Below are 19,553 nucleotides of genomic sequence, written 5' to 3'. Positions count from 1 at the left end.
AAAAAACAACCTCTGTGCAGTTTTGAGGGAACAGAAAAAAGTTTCCGGTGGCCATAGCGGAGGGGAAACACCCGTTCCCATTCCGAACACGGCAGTTAAGCCCTCCAGCGCCAATGGTACTGGGACGATAGGTCCTGGGAGAGTAGGTCGCTGCCGGAAAATTTATACTCCCCGATAGCTCAACGGTAGAGCATCCGGCTGTTAACCGGAGGGTTGCAGGTTCGAATCCTGCTCGGGGAGCCATTTTATTTTTAGTGGTAGGTCGTATGTGGTAGGTGGTCGGTAAAAAATCTTTATATAATTGATCTTAAAAACTTTGGTATAAAAAAACTATTGAAATGCTGAAAAAAAGTATTTAAAATTACTTATAGAAGTAGAAAATTAAATAGACTTAAAAACGCTCCTCGATAGCTCAACGGTAGAGCATCCGGCTGTTAACCGGAGGGTTGCAGGTTCGAATCCTGCTCGAGGAGCCAATTTATTTTATGTGGTTGGTATTAGGTGATAAGTGGTAGGGATAAATCAATAAAAAATAAAAAATTAGTTATGGCAAGGAAAAGTTGGAAGAATCGAAGCTTTTATCTCGGCCGGGATAAAAGCTTTATTTTTTTGAAAAAATAATTTAAAAGCCCTTGTCAAAATACACCAGTTATGCTAATATAAAAGTAAAAGTCAAACAAAGTCAGACGAGGTGGTGGATGATGCCTTCGCTTGCTGATTTGATTGAGCAGTATATCAAAAAACTAATCCAAGAAAGTGAAGACCGGGTGGTGGAAATTCAAAGAAATGAGCTTGCTGAAAAGTTAAGATGCGTACCTTCCCAGATAAATTATGTTTTAGCAACCCGTTTTACTCTCGAACATGGTTACCTAATTGAAAGCCGACGTGGTGGGGGCGGTTATATCCGCATTATAAAAATTGCCGACCAGGACCGGGAAGCATTTTATCAAAGAATATTTGAGGCAATTGGTGATGCCGTTTCAGAAAGTAAAGCCCGGGAAATTATTAAGGCTTTATATGAAGCCGGAAGCATTACCGAAAGGGAAAAGCGGCTTTTAACAATTGCTGTTGACCGTAAAGTATTGCAGGTACCATTACCCTATCGAGATGAATTAAGAGCACTTCTTCTAAAAAGTATGATAGCGGGAGTGCTTAATGCGGAGGAGGGGAATTAAATGTTATGTGAACGCTGCGGGCAAAATCCAGCCACCATGCATATTACCAGAGTAATAAATGGGCAAAAAACGGAAATGAATCTTTGTACTCAATGTGCTCAGGAATTGGGTCATACTTTTAATTTTTCACCTCAACTAACTTTTCAAAACTTATTAAAAGGACTTATGGGGCATGATGTTTTAGGGGATTTTGGCATTTCTGGAGGAAATGTAGGTGTCACTAAAAGATGTCCTGTCTGCGGACTCACCGAAAACCAATTTATTAATTCAGGTTTCTTGGGATGCAGCCAGTGTTATGAAACCTTTAAAGACAGAGTAGAACAAGCTTTAAGAAAAATACACGGAAGTACCGAACACCGTGGCAAATTTCCAGCAAAGACTGGCGGTAAAATAAAAATACTACGGGAAATTGAAAACTTAAAAAAAGCTTTAAATGAAGCGGTAAGTAAAGAAGAGTTTGAAAAAGCGGCGGAATTACGGGATAAAATAAAAGAATTAGAAGCTTCTCTTAAAGAGTAGGGGGTGGGGAAATGAGTTTATTAACCAATAGTTTTTCTCCCTGGATGGCCGGTACCGGAACTGATGCGGATATCGTGGTTTCAAGTCGTATCAGACTTGCCCGCAACTTAAAAGATGTCCCGTTTCCCCATTTGATGGACGAAGAAACCGCAGGTTTTGTTACAAAAGAGGTGGAAAAGGCCGTTACCAGCAGGGGGTTTAAACAAAAATTTGGCAAGACCGAGTTTTTTAAATTAGTTACGTTAGCGCCTATTGAACGGCAGGTGCTGGTGGAAAAACATTTAATTAGCCCTGACCATGCCGATGGCCATCCCCGGCGGGCTTTTGCCTGTACGGAAGATGAGCGAATAGCTTTGATGATAAATGAAGAAGACCATATTCGCTTACAGGTTCTCCTGCCGGGATTGGAACTGAGGGAAGCATATAATATTGCTACCATGGTCGATGATAAATTAGAAGAAAAGCTGTTTTATGCTTTCTCCGAAAAATACGGTTACTTAACTGCTTGCCCTACCAATACCGGTACGGGAATTCGAGCTTCAACTATGTTGCACCTCCCGGGTTTAACCTATACCAATCAAATTCCCAGCCTTTTAAACAATACTGCCAAACTTGGACTTACGGTCCGGGGATTATATGGCGAAGGAACAAAAGCCCGCGGAGATTTGTATCAGGTATCTAACCAGATTACCCTTGGTTTAACGGAGGAGGAAATTATCGAGAATGTTATTTCGGTTACCCGGCAAATAATAAATCAGGAGCGAATGGCACGGGAAGCTTTATACCGGGAAAACCGGCATGCTTTGGAGGATGAACTGTGGCGGTCATACGGTATTTTGACCAGTGCCCGGATGATATCTTCCGATGAGGCAATGAACTTACTATCAAAAGTGAGGTTAGGAGTGGAATTAAAGATACTTCCGGAGATTAAGCGGAGTGTATTTAATGAGTTAATTGTAGCTACAGCTCCGGCTTATCTCACAAATTTGGCCCAGAGACCCTTAGATCCCGCTGAACGGGACTGGGAACGGGCGAAAATTATCAGGGAAAAATTAAAAAGTAATTAAAGGAGGAGTGAGAGGATGTTTGACAAGTTTACCCAAAGGGCCCAAAAAGTTATTAGAATGGCTCAGGAAGAAGCAAGAAAAATGAATTATCCTTATGTAGCTACGGAACATCTGCTTTTGGGAATTATAAATGAAGGAGAAAGTGTTGCGGCAAAAGTTTTAGAAAACCTTGGTATTGATGGCCAGAAAGTTCGGGAAAAAATTTTAGAACTGGTTGGCCCCGGGGAAGGGCCGATGCCGGTGGAGATTGCTTTTACCCCAAGGGCTAAAAGAGTTTTGGAACTATCGGTAGATGAGGCGGCCCGGTTTGGCCATAACTATGTTGGTACTGAACATTTGCTTTTGGGTTTAATCCGGGAAGGAGAAGGGGTGGCTGCCAGAGTTTTGGTAAGCCTCGGTGCTGATTTGGAAAGGGTACGGGCTGAAATTACCCAGGTGCTAAGTGGTGGCCCAATTCCCGGAACCTCCGGCCAGGCCGGTGGACAGGCAAAGAAGAAAGCTGTTAGAACTCCCACCCTTGATGAGCATGGCCGGGATTTAACGGCTTTAGCCCGGGAAAATAAATTAGACCCGGTGGTAGGCCGGGAGAAGGAAATTGAAAGGGTAATTCAAGTTTTATCCCGCAGAACCAAAAACAATCCGGTTTTAATTGGGGAGCCGGGAGTAGGTAAGACGGCAATTGTGGAGGGGCTTGCCCAGAGAATTGTGCAAAAGAAAGTTCCCGAGATTTTAATTGATAAACGGGTTGTGACCCTCGATTTAGCATCAATGGTTGCCGGAACTAAATATCGGGGAGAATTTGAGGAAAGGCTTAAAAAGGTCTTAGAAGAAATTAAAAATGCTGGAAACGTTATCGTATTTATTGATGAAATCCATACCTTAATTGGGGCAGGGGCTGCCGAAGGGGCGATTGATGCTGCCAATATCTTAAAACCGAGCCTTGCTCGGGGTGAAATTCAGTGTGTAGGTGCGACCACTTTAGATGAATATCGGAAATATATAGAAAAGGACCCGGCTTTAGAACGGCGGTTCCAGCCAATAATGGTAGATGAACCAACGGTCGAAGAAACAGTTGAAATCTTAAAAGGCTTAAGGGACCGGTACGAAGCTCACCACCGGGTAAAAATTACCGATGAAGCCATTATTGCCGCTGCAAAGCTTTCGGATCGGTATATTACCGATCGCTTCCTTCCGGATAAGGCTATTGACTTGATTGATGAAGCGGCATCAAGAGTTCGTTTAAATGCCTTTACTGCACCGCCCAATTTAAAAGAGTTAGAAGAAAAAATTAACGAAATCCGCAAGGAAAAGGAAGCGGCGGTAGCTGCTCAGGAGTTTGAAAAAGCAGCCAAATTAAGAGACCAGGAGCAAAAGCTTAAAGCAGAGCTTGAGGAGAAGAAGAAAGAGTGGGAAAAAGAGCAAAGCGACCATTTATTATCGGTTACCGAAGATGATATTGCCCAGATTGTTTCGCAGTGGACCGGTATTCCGGTCAAAAAACTTGCCGAAGAAGAATCGGAACGATTACTTAAGCTTGAAGAAATTCTGCACCAGCGGGTAATAGGCCAGGATGAAGCAGTAAAAGCTGTAGCCCGGGCAGTGAGAAGAGCACGGGCGGGTCTTAAAGATCCCAAGCGACCCATCGGATCGTTTATTTTCTTAGGTCCTACGGGTGTTGGGAAAACTGAGCTGGCACGGGCATTAGCCGAAGCTTTATTTGGAGATGAAGATGCGTTAATTCGGATAGATATGTCAGAGTATATGGAAAAACACACGGTAGCTCGCCTAATCGGTGCACCGCCGGGCTATGTTGGTTATGAAGAAGGAGGGCAGCTCACCGAAGCGGTAAGGCGGAAGCCTTATTCGGTGATCTTACTTGACGAAATTGAGAAAGCTCACCCCGAGGTCTTTAACATCTTGTTGCAAGTATTAGAAGATGGGCGACTTACCGACTCTAAAGGGCGTACGGTAGACTTTAAAAATACCGTAATAATCATGACCTCCAACATCGGAGCACATCTAATAAAGAAAGAAGCCCGTTTAGGCTTTAAAAATGTAGCCGATGAGAAAAAAGAAGAGGATATCAAGGAGAAGTTAATGGCGGAACTCAAGCGTACTTTCCGGCCGGAATTTTTAAACCGGATTGATGAGATTATTGTCTTCCATTCGTTAACAGAAGAACACTTAAAGCAAATAGTCCGGTTGATGCTAAAAGAAGTAGGCAAACGTTTGGAAGAACAGGAGATGAAGGTAGAATTTGACGACTCCTTAATTGAAGTAATACTTAAAGAAGGTTATGATGAAGCTTTTGGTGCTCGACCGCTGCGGCGGGCTATTCAAAAGATAGTAGAAGATAAGTTGTCGGAAGAGCTTCTTTTGGGAAACATCAAAAAAGGAGATACGGTAAAACTGTATGCGGAAGATGGGCAAATCAAGGTAGCAAAAATTTAATTTCTTAGGAAATCCTCCCCGAGCGGGAGGATTTTCCTTTTCATGGTAGAAAAACAATGATATAATGAAAGTAATGACAATTAATGGGAGCGGAATAGTTTAAATGGTGAAAAAAATCTACTTTTGTCAAAATTGCGGTTATGAAACATATAAGTGGTTGGGTCGTTGTCCGGCCTGTGAGAGCTGGAATACCTTTGTGGAAGAAAAGGTTTTGGCCAAAGGGAAGGCGGTTTTTGGAGAAGTAGAACCGGTAGGGATTTCAAAAATCTTAACCGGAGAAACGGATAGGTTTTCCACTGGCTTTGGGGAACTGGATAGGGTTTTAGGTGGAGGTATCGTTGCTGGCTCGTTAATCCTCTTAGGGGGAGATCCGGGAATAGGGAAATCAACCCTTTTACTGCAGTTAGCAGGTAAAGTTGGCCAAAAACAAAAGGTTTTATACGTTTCCGGCGAGGAATCGCCGGCACAAATTAAATTAAGGGCCGAGCGTCTTAACATCAGTGGGGAAATAGATCTTTTGCCCCATACCAATGTAGCCGAAATTGAAGAAGTGGCCGTAAAAGGGGGTTATGAGCTAATCATTGTTGACTCGATTCAAACCATGTACTTACCTGAGCTTGGTTCAGCGCCGGGTACGGTTACTCAGGTGAGGGAAAGTGCCGGGCGTTTTATGCGCTTATCAAAGGAAAAAAATAAAACTATATTTTTGATTGGGCATGTAACCAAGGATGGCTATTTAGCCGGTCCGCGGGTTATGGAGCATATGGTTGATGTGGTGTTGTATTTAGAGGGGGAGAGACACAATACTTTTCGCCTTCTCCGGTCGGTAAAAAACCGCTTTGGTTCCACTAACGAACTGGGAATTTTTGAAATGGTGGGTGAAGGTTTAAAGGAAGTTTCCAATCCTTCGGAGTTTTTTATAAGTTTGGATCGCCAGCATGATTGTATCGGTTCGGCTGTGGTGGTTAGCTTGGAAGGTTCGCGGCCCTTTTTGGTGGAAGTACAGGCGCTGGTGGCTCCTACCGGTTTTGGCACTCCGCGACGGGTTGCTACCGGATTTGACTACAATCGGTTTGTGTTGTTGTTGGCGGTTTTGGAAAAGAAACTGGGTTTTCGCATGTCGGTACACGATGCTTATCTAAATGTAGTAGGCGGCCTGAAAATATCGGAACCGGCAGCGGACCTGGGAGTTCTAATGGCGGTGGTTTCAAGCTTTCGGGAAGAACCGCTACCCAATGATGGAGTGTTTTTGGGTGAAATTGGCTTGACCGGAGAAATCAGGCCGGTACTTGGCGTTGATAAACGTATAAGGGAAGCTGAAAGGCTTGGTTTTAAAAAAGCATTTTTGCCTAAACAAAGCATAAACTTTAAAACCGAAATGGAAATTACCACTTTTGCTAACCTTAAAGAAGCAATCTTTAAGCTTTTTAGTATATAGGAGGATTTTATGAAGGACGAGCGGATTGTTTTAGCTTTAAAAAGTGTAGCACCGGGAACTCCTTTAAGAGAAGGTTTGGAACAGATTCTTAGAGCAAAAACCGGGGGCTTAATTGTGATTGGGGATACCGCCAAAATTATGGAGGTAGTGGAAGGCGGATTTGCCATAAATACCGATTATAGCCCGGCGTATTTGTACGAACTGGCCAAAATGGATGGGGCAATTATTTTAAGTGAGGATGGGAAGAAAATTTTATATGCTAATGCTCAGTTAGTTCCCGATCCGGCGATACCCTCGTCGGAAACGGGGATTCGCCACCGTACCGCCGAAAGGGTGGCAAAACAAACTAATGCCTTGGTGATTGCTATTTCGCAGCGCCGTTCGGTAATTACTTTATATCAGGGTAACTTTAAATACTCGCTTTCGGAGGTCAGTGTCATTTTAAATAAAGCCAATCAAGCCATAGCTACCCTGGAGAAATACCGGGCGGTCCTTGATAAAACTTTAATGCGTTTAACTAATCTTGAGTTTGATGATATGGTGACCTTACTGGATGTGGCCAAAGCGCTGCAGCGAGTGGAGATGGTCTTAAGAATCGAGCGGGAGATTGAAAGGTATATATGGGAGTTAGGAAGTGAAGGAAGGCTAATAAGCATGCAGTTAGAGGAACTTATTGCTAACGTGGAAGATGAAGGACTTTTAATAATTCAGGATTATTCCCTTTTAGGACCGGAAAAGACTCCCGAAGGAATTTTGAGCTTAATTAGAACCTGGTCTTCGGAAGATCTTTTGGATTATTCGCTAATTGTTCGGGCTTTAGGTTATCCGGGAAGTGCAAGTATTTTAGACCAACCGGTTTCTCCCCGGGGATACCGGATTTTGGATAAAATTCCAAGACTGCCGGTAGCGGTGATTGAAAACCTTGTGCAAACTTTTGGAAATTTAAAAAATATTATGAGTGCTTCCATTGAAGAGCTGGATGACGTGGAAGGGATTGGCGAGGTAAGGGCGCGTTCGATTAAAGAGGGGCTTAAAAAATTAAGAGAACAAACAAACTATACACTATAAAACCGTAGCGTAAAGCTACGGTTTTTTACGTAAAGTTAAAGATATTCAAGGTATCCAGGGCTTTTTGTTCTTTTATAAACACATCATAGAGATTTATGTCTAAATGATTGCAAAGAGCCGTCAGGTAAAATAAAAGCCTCCCCATTTCTTTTTCAATGGTGTCTTTGCAGTTTGGACAGAGCTCTCCTTTTAAGTGGGTGTCAAAAATTTCTTTAAGCTGCAGGATGGTAGCATCTTCGGGAATGGTGGGTTTTTTGGCATCTATTTTTAAGCAACCGCATTGGGTTACCGCTTTGACAGTAGCCCGGTGAACGCGTGCGGAGGCTTCGTTTAATTTTGATAAAACATCCAAAATGCTTTTATGTCGTATTAACAATTCGTTCACCGTTTCCTGGAAATGGTCAATTAATAAATCTTTCATTGGGTCCCCTCCCTTTACTACCATAAATTATAATTTTGCCCTGCCTCCTTGTCAAATGATTCGGCCTTGTTGACATTTTTAAAAGGGTTGTGATAAAATAATTTATTTTCTTTGACAGGTTAGGGAAAATTTGTTATACTGAAAATAATTACAATTTGGGGGGATTAGATGTTTAAAGTGGGAGCTAAGGTTGTTTATCCTATGCATGGAGCCGGGATAATTCGGGAAATTGAAGAACGATTAGCCGCTGATCGGGTAATGAAATACTATGTGCTCTCTTTTTGGGCGACAAACATGATTCTATGGCTTCCGGTGGAAAAAGTGGAAAGGGTGGGGCTTAGACCGGTCATTGGAAAAGATATGGTGGAAAAGGTTTTTGCGGTGTTAAAAGAGGGGGAGGAAAAAATTCATTCTAACTGGAATAAAAGATATAAAAATCATGTGGATAAGATTAAAAGCAACGATATTTTAGCCATTGCCGATGTAGTGCGAGACTTACGCCGAAGGGAAAAAGTTAAGGGCTTGTCAACGGGAGAAAAGAAGCTTTTAGAAAGTGCTCGACAAATTTTAGTAAGTGAGCTTATTCTAGTGTTAGAAGAAGACGAGGAAAAGGTTTTAGCGATGATTGAAGAAGCTATCACTATCACTTAAAAATTTTTTTATAGGAGGGGAAAGTTTGGCAGAAAAAATTTTTCGAATTTTTTTCTCCATAGTAATTGGCGGAATCTTCGCAACCATCGGGTATTACCTTGAAGTTATACCTTTAGCTGACATCTTAGCAATACCGCCCTATGGCATGTATCTTAGCTGGACGGTTTTAGGCATTTTTGGCCTTATAATTGGAGCCTTAACTGCTCCTTTTGTTTGGCATAAAGGACTGGCTTTGACCGAGTGGCTTGAGGTAAAAATTACCAAAATGCCGGTTGCGGATATTGTTAGCGGTACTTTTGGACTTATTGTTGGCTTAATTATTGCCAACCTTTTAAGAAATGTAATTTTATCTATTCCTTTAATTCCGTGGATTACCAATACTATCTGGATTATGTTAACCGTTGTTTTATGCTACTTGGGTTTAAGGGTGTCGGTTAAAAAAAGGGAAGAGCTCTTTGGCCTTTTGAACTTTCTTCCCAGAATTAAAAAATCGGGGGATGATCTGGGGGTAAATAACCAAAATGCCAAAATTCTTGATACCAGTGTTATTATCGATGGCAGAATTTTAGATTTATGCCGCAGCGGTTTTATTGAAGGAAGCTTAATAGTACCTTCTTTTGTGATAGATGAACTGCGCCATATCGCTGATTCTTCGGATAATTTAAAGCGTACTCGGGGCCGAAGAGGACTTGATATTTTAAATCAGTTGAAAAACTCTTTTCCTGTAGAAATTGTTGATATTCCGGAAAACAATGGTGAGGAAGTGGATGTTAGATTAGTAAAGCTTGCGCAAAAATTAAAAGCCAAAATTTTGACTCACGATTATAATTTAAATAAAGTTGCCGAGTTACACGGAGTAAAAGTTTTGAACATTAACGAACTGGCCAATGCCATAAAACCGATAGTAATTCCCGGAGAAGAAATGGAAGTAATGGTGATTAAAGAAGGGAAGGAACAGGGACAAGGGGTAGGATATTTGGATGACGGAACGATGATTGTGGTGGAAGGAGGAAAAAAGTACATAGGGCAACAAATAAATATAGTGGTTACTTCCGTTTTACAAACTGCCGCGGGAAGACTTATCTTTGGTAAACCCAAGGAAAAGCAGTAGGGGGCAAGGCAAGTGGAGAAAATTGGTGTAATAGTTACCGCCGGGGGAGCAGGGCGCCGTTTTGGCGGCGAAAAGCCCAAACAGTTTCTTGAACTTTCCGGGATACCGGTTATAATTATTACTTTAAAGAGAATGGTTAACTTACCTATTGTAGGACAGGTGGTTTTAACGGTACCGGAAAACTACATAGAAGTTGCAGGGGATTTGCTTTCTCGGTATAATTTAGCAGGAATAAAATTAACGGCAGGAGGAACTACCCGTAGGGAGTCGGTATTGCGGGGAATTAGGGCATTAACGGGAAATTTTTCTATTATTGCCGTGCACGATGGAGTACGGCCTTTTTTTCCAAGAGGGGCTTTGAGCGAAGGGGTTAAAAAACTATCCGAAGGTTATGGAGGAGCAATTTTGGCTGTACCCCTTAGGGATACAGTTAAAGAAGTAAAGGATAATGTCGTTATCTCCACTTTAGACCGGAGCCGACTTTATGCGGTTCAAACTCCCCAGATTTTTCGGCGAGAGGCCTTGCTAAAAGGGCATGCCTTAGGGGAAAAGCAACATTTAGATGCAGTGGATGATAGTATTTTGGTGGAACTTTGCGGTGAAACGGTAGCGGTTATTCCCGGGGATTATAAAAATTTAAAAATTACCTGGCCGGAAGACCTGGAATTTGCTGAGTTTTTATTTACCCGCTATTTTGCAAAGGAGTTATTATGATGATTAGAATAGGTTTTGGTTATGACGTACATCCTTTGGTGGAAGGACGAAAACTGATTATTGGGGGCGTGGAGATCCCTTTTACCAAAGGCCTTTTGGGTCACTCCGATGCGGATGTTTTATACCACGCCATTGCCGATGCCTTTTTAGGGTCACTGGCGTTAGGTGATATTGGTCAGCTTTTTCCCGATAACGATGAACGTTACCGGGGTATTGATAGCGGTTTACTTTTACAGGAAGTATATCGCAGGGTTAGAGAACGGGGTTACTGCCTGAACAATCTTGATGCGGTAATCGTAGCCCAAAAGCCAAAACTTTTACCGTTTATCCAAAAAATGCGGGAAAATTTAGCGGTATTGTTAAATACCGCAATAGAAAACATTAGTGTTAAAGCAACTACTACCGAAGGCTTGGGGTTTGCCGGTCGGGAAGAAGGAATTGCTGCTTATGCGGTAATTACAGTCAAGGAGGTTTTGGAAAATGGTTAGAGTACGGTTTGCACCAAGTCCTACCGGACCTCTACACATTGGGGGAGCAAGGTCCGCACTTTTTAACTACCTCTTTGCACGGAAAAATAACGGGGTTTTTATCGTACGGATTGAAGATACAGACTTAGAACGCTCCAGTAGGGAGTCTGAAAAAAATATCTTGGAAAGTCTCAAATGGCTTGGGATTACCTGGGATGAAGGAATTGAGGTGGGGGGTGAAAATGGCCCTTACCGCCAGACCGAAAGGCTTGATCTCTATCAAAAGTATGCCCAGAAGCTTATTGAAGAAGGTTTCGCTTACTACTGTTTTTGTACCGAAGAAGAATTGGAAGAAGAACGAAAGAACCTTTTGGCAAAAGGGGAAATGCCCCGTTATCTCGGAAAATGTCGAAACTTAACCCCTGAACAAAAAGAGAAATATTTAGCTGAAGGGCGAAAACCAACGGTGCGCTTTAAAGTGCCTGCTGGAAGAACAATAGTTATAAACGACCTTGTTCGTGGTGTCGTAAGTTTTGAAACCGATGGTATTGGTGACTTTATTATTGTAAAATCGGACGGTATACCAACTTATAATTTTGCTGTGGTAATTGATGATGTGACCATGGGGATTACCCATGTTTTGCGGGGCGAAGAGCATCTTTCCAATACTCCCCGACAGATACTCATTTATGAAGCTTTAGGCTTTAAGATTCCGGAATTTGCCCATATTTCGCTTATTCTTGGGAAAGACCGGACGAAAATGTCCAAGCGACACGGGGCTACTTCGGTGGAAAACTACCGGGAAAAGGGTTATTTGCCGGAAGCTCTGGTAAACTTTTTAGCTTTATTAGGGTGGTCGCCGGGGACGGAAGAAGAGATTTTTACGATGGAACAGTTAATTGAACGCTTTTCTTTAGATAGGGTAGCTAAAAATCCAGCTATTTTTGACCTGGATAAGTTAAACTGGATAAACGGTTATTACATTCGCAATTCGGAGCTTTCCCGGATTGTGGAATTAAGTCTTCCCTTTTTCCAGAGCTGTGGTTATGTTTCGAACAACCCCACGGAAGAGGAAATGCGTAAGCTGACCAAAGTAGTAGAAGCAACCCGGGAATATGTTGTAACTTTGTCGGAACTTCCCGAACATGCTGCAATTTTTTACCAAAAGGAGCTTACCTTTGAGGAGGAAGCCAAAACTTTATTGGCTGATGAAGAGGCACGCAATATCTTAAGGAAAGTTGCTGATAAATTAAGGGAAATACCCGGTTCGGAGGAAGAAGAAATAAAAGGATTTTTAAAGAAACTTCCAAAAGAGCTTGGGGTTGGCGGTAAAAAAGTTTACATGCCCCTGCGGGCGGCTTTAACTGGTAAAACTCACGGACCGGAGTTGTATCAAGTTATAGCCATTCTTGGGCCAGCGGAAGCAGAGCGGCGTATTATGAATTTATTTAATTAAAAAAGGTGATGGTTATGTTTGGGTGGTATCGCCGGCTAAAAAGAGATATTCAGGTGGTTTTTGAAAGGGACCCAGCGGTTAAAAGCGTTTGGGAAGTTTTGTTGTGTTATCCTGGTTTTCATGCCATTCAGTTTCACCGTATAGCCCACTTTTTTTATAAAAAGCGCTGGTTTGTTTTAGCCAGATTTATTTCCCAAATTTCAAGATTTTTAACCGGAATAGAAATTCATCCGGGGGCTAAAATTGGCGAAGGGTTGTTTATTGATCATGGGATGGGTGTAGTAATTGGTGAAACAGCTGAGATTGGTGATAATGTAACCATTTATCAAGGTGTTACCCTGGGCGGAACTGGTAAGGAAAAGGGTAAGCGCCATCCAACTATTGGAAATAATGTGGTGATCAGTGCCGGAGCAAAAATTTTAGGCTCCTTCAAAGTAGGTGACAACTCTAAAATTGGAGCTGGTTCAGTAGTGTTAAAAGAAGTTCCTCCCAACTCTACAGTGGTGGGTGTTCCGGGTAAAGTGGTGATTAGGGACGGCAAACGGGTTGATGAGGAAATTGACCTTCGCCACGATCTGTTACCGGACCCGATTGCTGAGATGTTGATGTGTATGCACCGGAAGATAGAAAGGCTGGAAAAGAGAATTGCCGAGCTTGAGGAGGAAAGAAAACGTGAAAATTTATAATACTCTCACCAAAACCAAAGAAGAGTTTATTCCCCGGGAGCCGGGGAAGGTATATATGTACGTTTGCGGTCCGACCACCTATAACTACATTCATATAGGGAATGCCCGTCCCATAGTTTTTTTTGATACCGTAAGGCGGTATTTTGAGTATAAAGGCTTTGAAGTAATTTATGTCCAGAATTTTACGGATATTGATGATAAAATTATTAACCGGGCTTTAGAGGAGGGAATTTCCCCTATTGAACTTGGGCAAAAATACATTATTGAATATTTTAAAGATGCTGATCGCCTTGGAGTAAAAAGGGCAACGGTTCATCCCAAGGTTACCGAGCATATACCGGAAATAATTGAAATGGTAAAAGGCTTGATTGAAAAAGGATATGCTTATGAAGTTGAGGGAAATGTTTATTTTGCGGTGGATAGTTTTCCCGATTACGGCAAACTATCTGGTCGGGATTTAGAAGAATTAAAGGCCGGAGCCCGGGTGGAAGTAGATGAGAAAAAGAAAAATCCTCTGGATTTTGCCCTCTGGAAAAAAGCAAAACCGGGGGAACCGTACTGGGAAAGTCCCTGGGGTCCAGGAAGACCGGGATGGCATATCGAATGCTCTGCGATGTCTTTAAAATATTTGGGGGAAAATTTTGATATTCACGGCGGGGGAGCTGATTTGGTATTCCCCCACCATGAAAACGAAGTTGCACAAAGCGAAGCTTTTACCGGGAAGCCTTTTGCTCGTTACTGGATGCATAACGGTTTTATAACCGTAAATCAGGAAAAAATGAGTAAATCCCTGGGTAATTTCTTTTTGGTGAGGGAAATCCTGGAGAAGTTTCCGGGAAGGGTGGTGCGTTTTTTCCTCCTCTCGACTCATTATCGAAGCCCTTTGGATTTTGATGATAAAAAACTTAATGAAGCTAAAGCGGCTTTGGAGCGAGTTGATAACTTTGTGCAAAATTTAAAAGAAGTTAATCCTTTGCCCGGAGAGGCCAGGATAGAAGTTCAGGAAAAAATTACAAATGTTTTGCGTGATTTTAATGAAGCGATGGAAGACGACTTTAATACCGCCCAGGGTATGGCATCCCTGTTTGAGCTGGTGAGGTTTGGAAATACGCAAATAGCAAGCGGGAATCTAACCGCCGGAGATAAAAAACTATTTGAAGAAGCTTTAAACGTTTATACCCAGGTTTTTGGTATAGAATTTGGTGTTTCGGAAAAGATAACCGGAGAAGATATAACGCCGTTTGTGGAGTTATTAATTGAAGTTCGGGCCAGACTTAAAAAAGAAAAAAAGTATGACTTGGCCGACTTCATCAGGGATGAACTAAAAAAACAGGGAATCATTTTAGAAGATACTCCTAAGGGCGTGCGCTGGAAGAGGGTTTAGTAGATGGAAGCTAAAGAATATTCTCCCCTGGCTTTAGCGTATCTTGGCGATGCGGTTTATGAACTATTAACCCGGGAATACGTTTTGGAACGATATGGCGGAAAGATGGGGGAAGTTCACAAAAAATCAGTTTCTTTGGTAAATGCCCGGCAGCAAGCTTTAGCTGTAGAATTAATTGAGGAGTATTTAACTTCCGAAGAAAGGGAAATATTCCGGCGGGGACGAAATGCCAAGGGAAATTATCCGCGTAACGTAGAAGTGGTGATTTATCGTCAGAGTACCGGTTTAGAAGCGGTTTTTGGTTTTTTGTACTTAAAAGGGGATATTGTTCGTATTAAAGAACTTTTTGGATTGATAGTAAAGTTACTTGAAAATCAGGGGGAAGCCAGATGAAGGTGAGCTTACTTACTTATACCCAAGAGCCGGAGCGGACGGTGGCAGCGGCCGCCCGGCTTTGTTATTCTCCGGTAGGGGTAGAGGAAATTTTAGAAAAAATGGATGAGGAAAGGCAAAAAAATTTTATAAAAAAACTTTGGGATTTAAATCACCTTTCGCCTTTCGAACACGTAAGTTTCACCTTTGGCATTGAAGGGGTAAGTCGCGCTTTAACCCACCAGTTAGTTCGCCACCGGATTGCTAGTTTCAGTCAGCAGAGTCAGCGTTATGTGGTGGAACAAAACTTTAATTTTTTAATCCCCCCTACCATTGCCAACAGTAGCCAAGCCTTAGAAATTTATCAGCAGGTTTTAAGAGCGATAAAGGGAGGGTATCTTAAATTAATAGAGATGGGAATTCCCGCGGAAGATGCCCGTTACCTTCTTCCCAATGCGGCGGAGACGAAAATCGTTGTTACCATGAATGCCAGGGAACTTCTGCATTTTTTTGAGGTTCGGCTTTGTAGCCGGGCCCAACATGAAATAAGAACTTTGGCCCGGAAAATGTTAGAAGAGGTACGGAAGGTAGCTCCGATTTTATTTGAAAAAGCTGGGCCGCTTTGTGAAACCCGCGGAGTATGTTTTGAAGGACCTATGTCCTGCGGCAGGCTGAATTTGCAAAATGAGGGAGGTAGTTAATAGTTGGAGCGGATTTACGGTGTAAACCCGGTTAGAGAAGCCCTAATGAAAGGAATTGTTAATAAACTGTATTTATCCCGGGAGACAAAAGACAAAAATATCAGGGAGTTGCTGCTTTTGGCCCGGGAAAATAAAGTACCGGTAGTGGAAGTTCCCAGGGAAAAACTTCATGCCAAATCCCAGGGTGTGGAAGCGGATATTTCTCCAGTTAAATATGTGGAAATCGATGATATTTTGGCAATTGCTGAACGCAAAGCAGAACCACTTTTTATTTTGGTTTTAAATCATTTGGAAGACCCCCAGAATTTAGGGGCAATTTTACGTTCGGCTGAAGCTTTTGGGGTGCACGGAGTAATAATACCAAAACGCCGGGCGGTGCAGGTAACCGGAGCTGTGGCTAAAGCTTCTGCAGGAGCGTATTTGAAAGTTCCCGTTGCCCGTTGTACCAATGTTGCCGAAACTTTACGTTATTTAAAAGAAAAGGGAGCCTGGGTGGTGGGGGCAGATGCAAAAAGTAAAGCTTCTCTGTGGGATACTGATTTTAAGCTACCTTTAGCCTTGGTGATTGGTGGAGAAAATGTGGGGTTAACTTCGCATATATTAAGAGAGTGTGATTTTACCGTAAGCATACCAATGGTGGGAACGATTAATTCTTTAAATGCTTCGGTAGCCGCAGCTCTTTTAATGGCCGAAGTGGTGAGGCAGAGAAGGGGATAATTATGGCTGAATATGTTTTAATTGATGGTTACAATCTTTTATTTAATTGGCCGGAATTAAATAAGTTAAAAGATGAAACTTCCCTGGAACATGCCAGGGAAGTTTTAAAAGAGAGGTTAATAAACTACCGGGCTTTAACGGGGCGGGAAGTAATTATAGTTTATGATGCTCACCAGCAAAAGGAAAGCCGCAGGGAATTTTTTGAGGCGGGAATAACGGTAGTCTTTACCGAAAGTGGTGAGACGGCAGATCATTTTATTGAAAAAAAAGTCCAGGAACTGCTTCCTGGGAATCGGGTTTACGTAGTGACCCAGGATGAATTACAGCAAAAATTAATTTTCGGCTATGGAGCATTAAGGATATCTTTGAGGGAACTTTTAAATGACCTCAAAATTGAAGAGAAAAAAGCTAAAGAATTGCTTAACAAAGTTTTGCCGCAGCGGTTGGAGGATCGAATTGACCAGCAGGTCAAAACAAAACTTGAAAAACTACGAAAAGGGAAAATGTAAGAAAATGTTGAATTTTCTAATAAAAATTCGAAATACTCTTCCTTGACTTAATCTTTAAGAAAAGTTTATAATTATTGGTGGGCAAAGATATAGGGCGGGGGCGATGGGCTTGAGTATAAGTGCCGAGAAAAAAATGGAGTACTGTTATGATTACATGAGCGATGAAGAGATTGTGGAGTGGGCTCGAGCAGGAGATGAGCAAGCCCTCGAATATATCATTAACAAGTATAAAAATTTTGTTCGGTCCAAAGCTCGTGCCTATTTTTTAATTGGAGCGGACCGAGAAGATATTATTCAAGAAGGTATGATAGGTTTATATAAGGCTGTTCGTGACTTTAGGCCGGACAAGCTTTCTTCCTTCCGAGCCTTTGCCGAGCTTTGCGTTACCCGACAAATTATTACTGCAATTAAAACTGCCACCCGGCAAAAGCATATTCCCTTAAATTCGTATGTTTCTTTAAATAAACCAATCTACGATGAAGACTCGGATCGAACTTTAATGGATGTACTTTCGGGAGTAAAGGTAGCTGATCCGGAGGAATTGATTATTAGTCGGGAAGAGTTTGCGGATATTGAAGGAAAGATGAACGAAATATTAAGTTCTTTGGAGTGGAAGGTTTTAATTTATTACCTGGAAGGAAAGTCATACCAGGAAATTGCTTGCGAGCTAAATCGGCATGTAAAATCCATTGATAATGCATTACAGCGGGTAAAAAGAAAGCTTGAGAAATATTTGGAGTGTAGAGAAGCTGAATAGAAAAAACCATCCCCGGGATTTCCGGGGAGTTTCGCTTTATTAACGTGCCAAGATTATCCTCTTGACAGCTAAAAAACATCTTTGCTAAAATATCATTTGCGGGTGCTGGCGTAGCTCAATTGGTAGAGCATCTGACTTGTAATCAGAGGGTTGCAGGTTCAAGTCCTGTCGCCAGCTCCATCAAATACCAATAAAATGCATCTTGCATTTTCACTTAGTTGTGATATAATAGGTTTTGCGACGCGGGGTGGAGCAGCTGGTAGCTCGTCGGGCTCATAACCCGAAGGTCGGAGGTTCAAATCCTCCCCCCGCAACCAAGCCACTATAGCTCAGTCGGTAGAGCGCGTCCTTGGTAAGGACGAGGTCACCGGTTCAATCCCGGTTAGTGGCTCCATTTTTATTTATGGCGGCGTAGCTCAGCTGGCTAGAGCATGCGGTTCATACCCGCAGTGTCCGGGGTTCGAGTCCCTGCGCCGCCACCAAAATTTTTTTTGGAAACCGGCCGGTCGTTGACCGGTTTTTGTTTTTTAGCAATTTTTGTAGATTGGGTGAAAATTATTGACTTTATGGTTTTAAGCAGCAGGAAAAATGGTAAAGATGTAGAATAGATATTTTGGCATAACTATTTACATATTAGCGACTTGTATACGTGTATATTTAAAACTACGTAAAAAGGAGGAGTAACGATGGCGAAGGCAAAATTTGAGCGGGTAAAACCGCACGTAAACATTGGGACGATAGGTCACGTAGACCACGGGAAGACCACCTTGACCGCAGCAATTACTACGGTGCTGGCGAAGAAGGGATTAGCCCAGCAAAAGAGGTACGATGAGATTGACAATGCTCCGGAAGAAAGGGAAAGAGGAATTACCATTAATACAGCGCATGTGGAGTATGAGACCGAGAAACGGCACTATGCCCACGTAGACTGTCCGGGACACGCGGACTACGTAAAGAACATGATAACTGGAGCGGCGCAGATGGACGGAGCTATCCTGGTTGTGTCTGCAGCCGATGGTCCGATGCCGCAGACGCGGGAGCACATTTTGTTAGCCCGTCAGGTAGGAGTTCCCTATATTGTAGTATTTTTAAACAAAGCGGACATGGTAGATGATCCTGAGTTAATGGAGCTTGTAGAGATGGAAGTGCGGGATCTTTTAAGCACGTACGAGTTTCCCGGGGATGAAGTACCGGTAGTAGCGGGGTCGGCGTTGAAGGCATTGGAGTGCGGTTGCGGGAAAGAAGATTGTCCGTGGTGTGGGAAGATATTGGAGTTAATGGACAAGGTAGACGAATACATTCCGACACCGCAGCGGGATGTAGATAAGCCGTTCTTGATGCCGGTAGAGGACGTATTTACCATTACCGGACGTGGAACGGTTGCGACCGGTCGTGTAGAGCGGGGACGGATAACTATAGGAGAAGAAGTGGAGATAGTAGGATTGATGGATGCTCCGCGGAAGACGGTAGTAACGGGACTGGAGATGTTCCGGAAGGTATTAGACGAAGCGGTAGCAGGGGACAACATAGGAGCGTTATTACGGGGAGTAGACCGGAAGGAAATCGAGCGGGGGCAGGTATTGGCGAAGCCTGGTACGATAAAGCCGCACCGGAAGTTTTTTGCGGAGGTATACGTATTGACGAAGGAAGAAGGGGGACGGCACACACCGTTCTTTAATGGATACCGGCCGCAGTTTTACTTCCGGACGACGGACGTAACGGGAGTAATCCATTTACCAGAAGGTGTAGAGATGGTAATGCCCGGGGATAACGTAAAGATTCATATTGAGCTTATCACACCGATTGCTATTGAAGAAGGATTGAGATTTGCTATTCGGGAAGGTGGCAGAACTGTAGGCGCGGGCGTTGTTACCGCGATCGAAGAGTAA

The 19,553-nt window shown here is 42.7% G+C and carries 20 protein-coding genes, 6 tRNA genes and 1 rRNA gene; 26 read left to right on the top strand and 1 reads right to left on the bottom strand.

The annotated features are described in order from the left end of the window. Nucleotides 1-43: 43 nt before the first annotated feature. From rrf to disA, 9 genes are all read left to right on the top strand, one after another. Nucleotides 44-159, top strand: a 5S ribosomal RNA gene (rrf, locus tag CARFE_RS0111470). 9 nt (nucleotides 160-168) lie between these two features. After that, nucleotides 169-243, top strand: a tRNA-Asn gene (locus CARFE_RS0111465). Between the two features lie 158 nt (nucleotides 244-401). Beyond that, a tRNA-Asn gene (locus tag CARFE_RS0111460) sits at nucleotides 402-476 on the top strand. Between the two features lie 222 nt (nucleotides 477-698). Next, nucleotides 699-1,175: a CtsR family transcriptional regulator gene (locus tag CARFE_RS0111450; RefSeq protein WP_322785335.1), complete on the top strand. Its 477-nt coding sequence runs from the start codon at nucleotides 699-701 to the stop codon at nucleotides 1,173-1,175. Beyond that, a complete protein-coding gene (locus tag CARFE_RS0111445; protein ID WP_011345228.1) occupies nucleotides 1,176-1,694 on the top strand; it encodes a UvrB/UvrC motif-containing protein in 519 nt (172 codons plus the stop codon). It begins immediately after the preceding gene. A gap of 11 nt (nucleotides 1,695-1,705) precedes the next feature. Further along, nucleotides 1,706-2,761 (top strand): protein arginine kinase, encoded by a 1,056-nt coding sequence (locus CARFE_RS0111440; protein ID WP_011345227.1) that lies wholly within the window; start codon nucleotides 1,706-1,708, stop codon nucleotides 2,759-2,761. Between the two features lie 15 nt (nucleotides 2,762-2,776). Continuing rightward, a complete protein-coding gene (locus CARFE_RS0111435) occupies nucleotides 2,777-5,212 on the top strand; it encodes an ATP-dependent Clp protease ATP-binding subunit (RefSeq protein ID WP_028052849.1) in 2,436 nt (811 codons plus the stop codon). 103 nt (nucleotides 5,213-5,315) lie between these two features. Continuing rightward, the gene (radA, locus tag CARFE_RS0111430) at nucleotides 5,316-6,650 is read left to right on the top strand and encodes a DNA repair protein RadA (protein WP_028052848.1); all 1,335 of its coding nucleotides are present in this window, start codon (nucleotides 5,316-5,318) and stop codon (nucleotides 6,648-6,650) included. Nucleotides 6,651-6,659: 9 nt separating this feature from the next. Then, nucleotides 6,660-7,718 (top strand): DNA integrity scanning diadenylate cyclase DisA, encoded by a 1,059-nt coding sequence (disA, locus tag CARFE_RS0111425; protein WP_011345224.1) that lies wholly within the window; start codon nucleotides 6,660-6,662, stop codon nucleotides 7,716-7,718. A gap of 25 nt (nucleotides 7,719-7,743) precedes the next feature. Here disA and CARFE_RS0111420 read toward each other — a convergent pair whose 3' ends face one another. Continuing rightward, nucleotides 7,744-8,139, bottom strand: a complete 396-nt coding sequence (locus CARFE_RS0111420; protein WP_028052847.1) for a nucleoside triphosphate pyrophosphohydrolase family protein — start codon at nucleotides 8,137-8,139, stop codon at nucleotides 7,744-7,746. Between the two features lie 168 nt (nucleotides 8,140-8,307). Here CARFE_RS0111420 and CARFE_RS0111415 point away from each other — a divergent pair, with 168 nt between their 5' ends. The 17 genes from CARFE_RS0111415 to tuf all read left to right on the top strand — a co-directional run bounded on the left by CARFE_RS0111415 (nucleotide 8,308) and on the right by tuf (nucleotide 19,553). Next, a complete protein-coding gene (locus CARFE_RS0111415; RefSeq protein WP_011345222.1) occupies nucleotides 8,308-8,790 on the top strand; it encodes a CarD family transcriptional regulator in 483 nt (160 codons plus the stop codon). Nucleotides 8,791-8,815: 25 nt separating this feature from the next. Then, entirely contained in the window at nucleotides 8,816-9,901 is a 1,086-nt protein-coding gene (locus CARFE_RS15080) for a PIN/TRAM domain-containing protein (protein WP_034542098.1), read from the top strand. 12 nt (nucleotides 9,902-9,913) lie between these two features. Further along, on the top strand, nucleotides 9,914-10,615 hold the full coding sequence (gene ispD, locus CARFE_RS0111405; protein ID WP_028052846.1) for a 2-C-methyl-D-erythritol 4-phosphate cytidylyltransferase: 702 nt from the start codon (nucleotides 9,914-9,916) through the stop codon (nucleotides 10,613-10,615). Next, complete coding sequence (gene ispF / locus CARFE_RS0111400; RefSeq protein WP_011345219.1) at nucleotides 10,612-11,103, top strand: 2-C-methyl-D-erythritol 2,4-cyclodiphosphate synthase; 492 nt, start codon at nucleotides 10,612-10,614, stop codon at nucleotides 11,101-11,103. The genes ispD and ispF overlap by 4 nt, the downstream gene beginning before the upstream one ends. Further along, nucleotides 11,096-12,538 (top strand): glutamate--tRNA ligase, encoded by a 1,443-nt coding sequence (gene gltX / locus CARFE_RS0111395; RefSeq protein ID WP_028052844.1) that lies wholly within the window; start codon nucleotides 11,096-11,098, stop codon nucleotides 12,536-12,538. Before ispF ends, gltX begins: the two co-directional genes overlap by 8 nt. Nucleotides 12,539-12,552: 14 nt before the next feature. After that, a complete protein-coding gene (gene cysE, locus CARFE_RS0111390) occupies nucleotides 12,553-13,224 on the top strand; it encodes a serine O-acetyltransferase (protein ID WP_011345217.1) in 672 nt (223 codons plus the stop codon). Beyond that, nucleotides 13,211-14,608, top strand: a complete 1,398-nt coding sequence (gene cysS, locus CARFE_RS0111385) for a cysteine--tRNA ligase (protein ID WP_028052843.1) — start codon at nucleotides 13,211-13,213, stop codon at nucleotides 14,606-14,608. Before cysE ends, cysS begins: the two co-directional genes overlap by 14 nt. Nucleotides 14,609-14,611: 3 nt before the next feature. Then, nucleotides 14,612-15,001 carry a Mini-ribonuclease 3 gene (locus tag CARFE_RS0111380; protein ID WP_028052842.1) on the top strand — a complete coding sequence of 130 codons (390 nt, stop codon included), beginning with the start codon at nucleotides 14,612-14,614 and terminating at the stop codon, nucleotides 14,999-15,001. Further along, complete coding sequence (gene thyX / locus CARFE_RS0111375; RefSeq protein ID WP_028052841.1) at nucleotides 14,998-15,681, top strand: FAD-dependent thymidylate synthase; 684 nt, start codon at nucleotides 14,998-15,000, stop codon at nucleotides 15,679-15,681. The genes CARFE_RS0111380 and thyX overlap by 4 nt, the downstream gene beginning before the upstream one ends. Nucleotides 15,682-15,684: 3 nt before the next feature. Next, nucleotides 15,685-16,398 (top strand): 23S rRNA (guanosine(2251)-2'-O)-methyltransferase RlmB, encoded by a 714-nt coding sequence (gene rlmB / locus CARFE_RS0111370; protein WP_011345213.1) that lies wholly within the window; start codon nucleotides 15,685-15,687, stop codon nucleotides 16,396-16,398. 2 nt (nucleotides 16,399-16,400) lie between these two features. Next, a complete protein-coding gene (locus tag CARFE_RS0111365) occupies nucleotides 16,401-16,907 on the top strand; it encodes an NYN domain-containing protein (RefSeq protein WP_011345212.1) in 507 nt (168 codons plus the stop codon). Between the two features lie 103 nt (nucleotides 16,908-17,010). After that, nucleotides 17,011-17,664, top strand: a complete 654-nt coding sequence (gene sigH, locus CARFE_RS0111360; RefSeq protein ID WP_011345211.1) for an RNA polymerase sporulation sigma factor SigH — start codon at nucleotides 17,011-17,013, stop codon at nucleotides 17,662-17,664. Between the two features lie 104 nt (nucleotides 17,665-17,768). Then, nucleotides 17,769-17,844, top strand: a tRNA-Thr gene (locus CARFE_RS0111355). Nucleotides 17,845-17,905: 61 nt separating this feature from the next. Beyond that, nucleotides 17,906-17,981 (top strand) — tRNA-Met (locus CARFE_RS0111350). 1 nt (nucleotide 17,982) lies between these two features. Beyond that, nucleotides 17,983-18,058, top strand: a tRNA-Thr gene (locus CARFE_RS0111345). 11 nt (nucleotides 18,059-18,069) lie between these two features. After that, a tRNA-Met gene (locus tag CARFE_RS0111340) sits at nucleotides 18,070-18,146 on the top strand. 204 nt (nucleotides 18,147-18,350) lie between these two features. Further along, entirely contained in the window at nucleotides 18,351-19,553 is a 1,203-nt protein-coding gene (gene tuf, locus CARFE_RS0111330; RefSeq protein WP_011345209.1) for an elongation factor Tu, read from the top strand.

The sequence above is a fragment of the Carboxydothermus ferrireducens DSM 11255 genome (assembly GCF_000427565.1).
GTDB classification, from domain to species: domain Bacteria; phylum Bacillota; class Z-2901; order Carboxydothermales; family Carboxydothermaceae; genus Carboxydothermus; species Carboxydothermus hydrogenoformans.
Note: the sequence above shows the minus strand (reverse complement) of the source record. Positions and strands in the feature narration are given on the sequence as shown.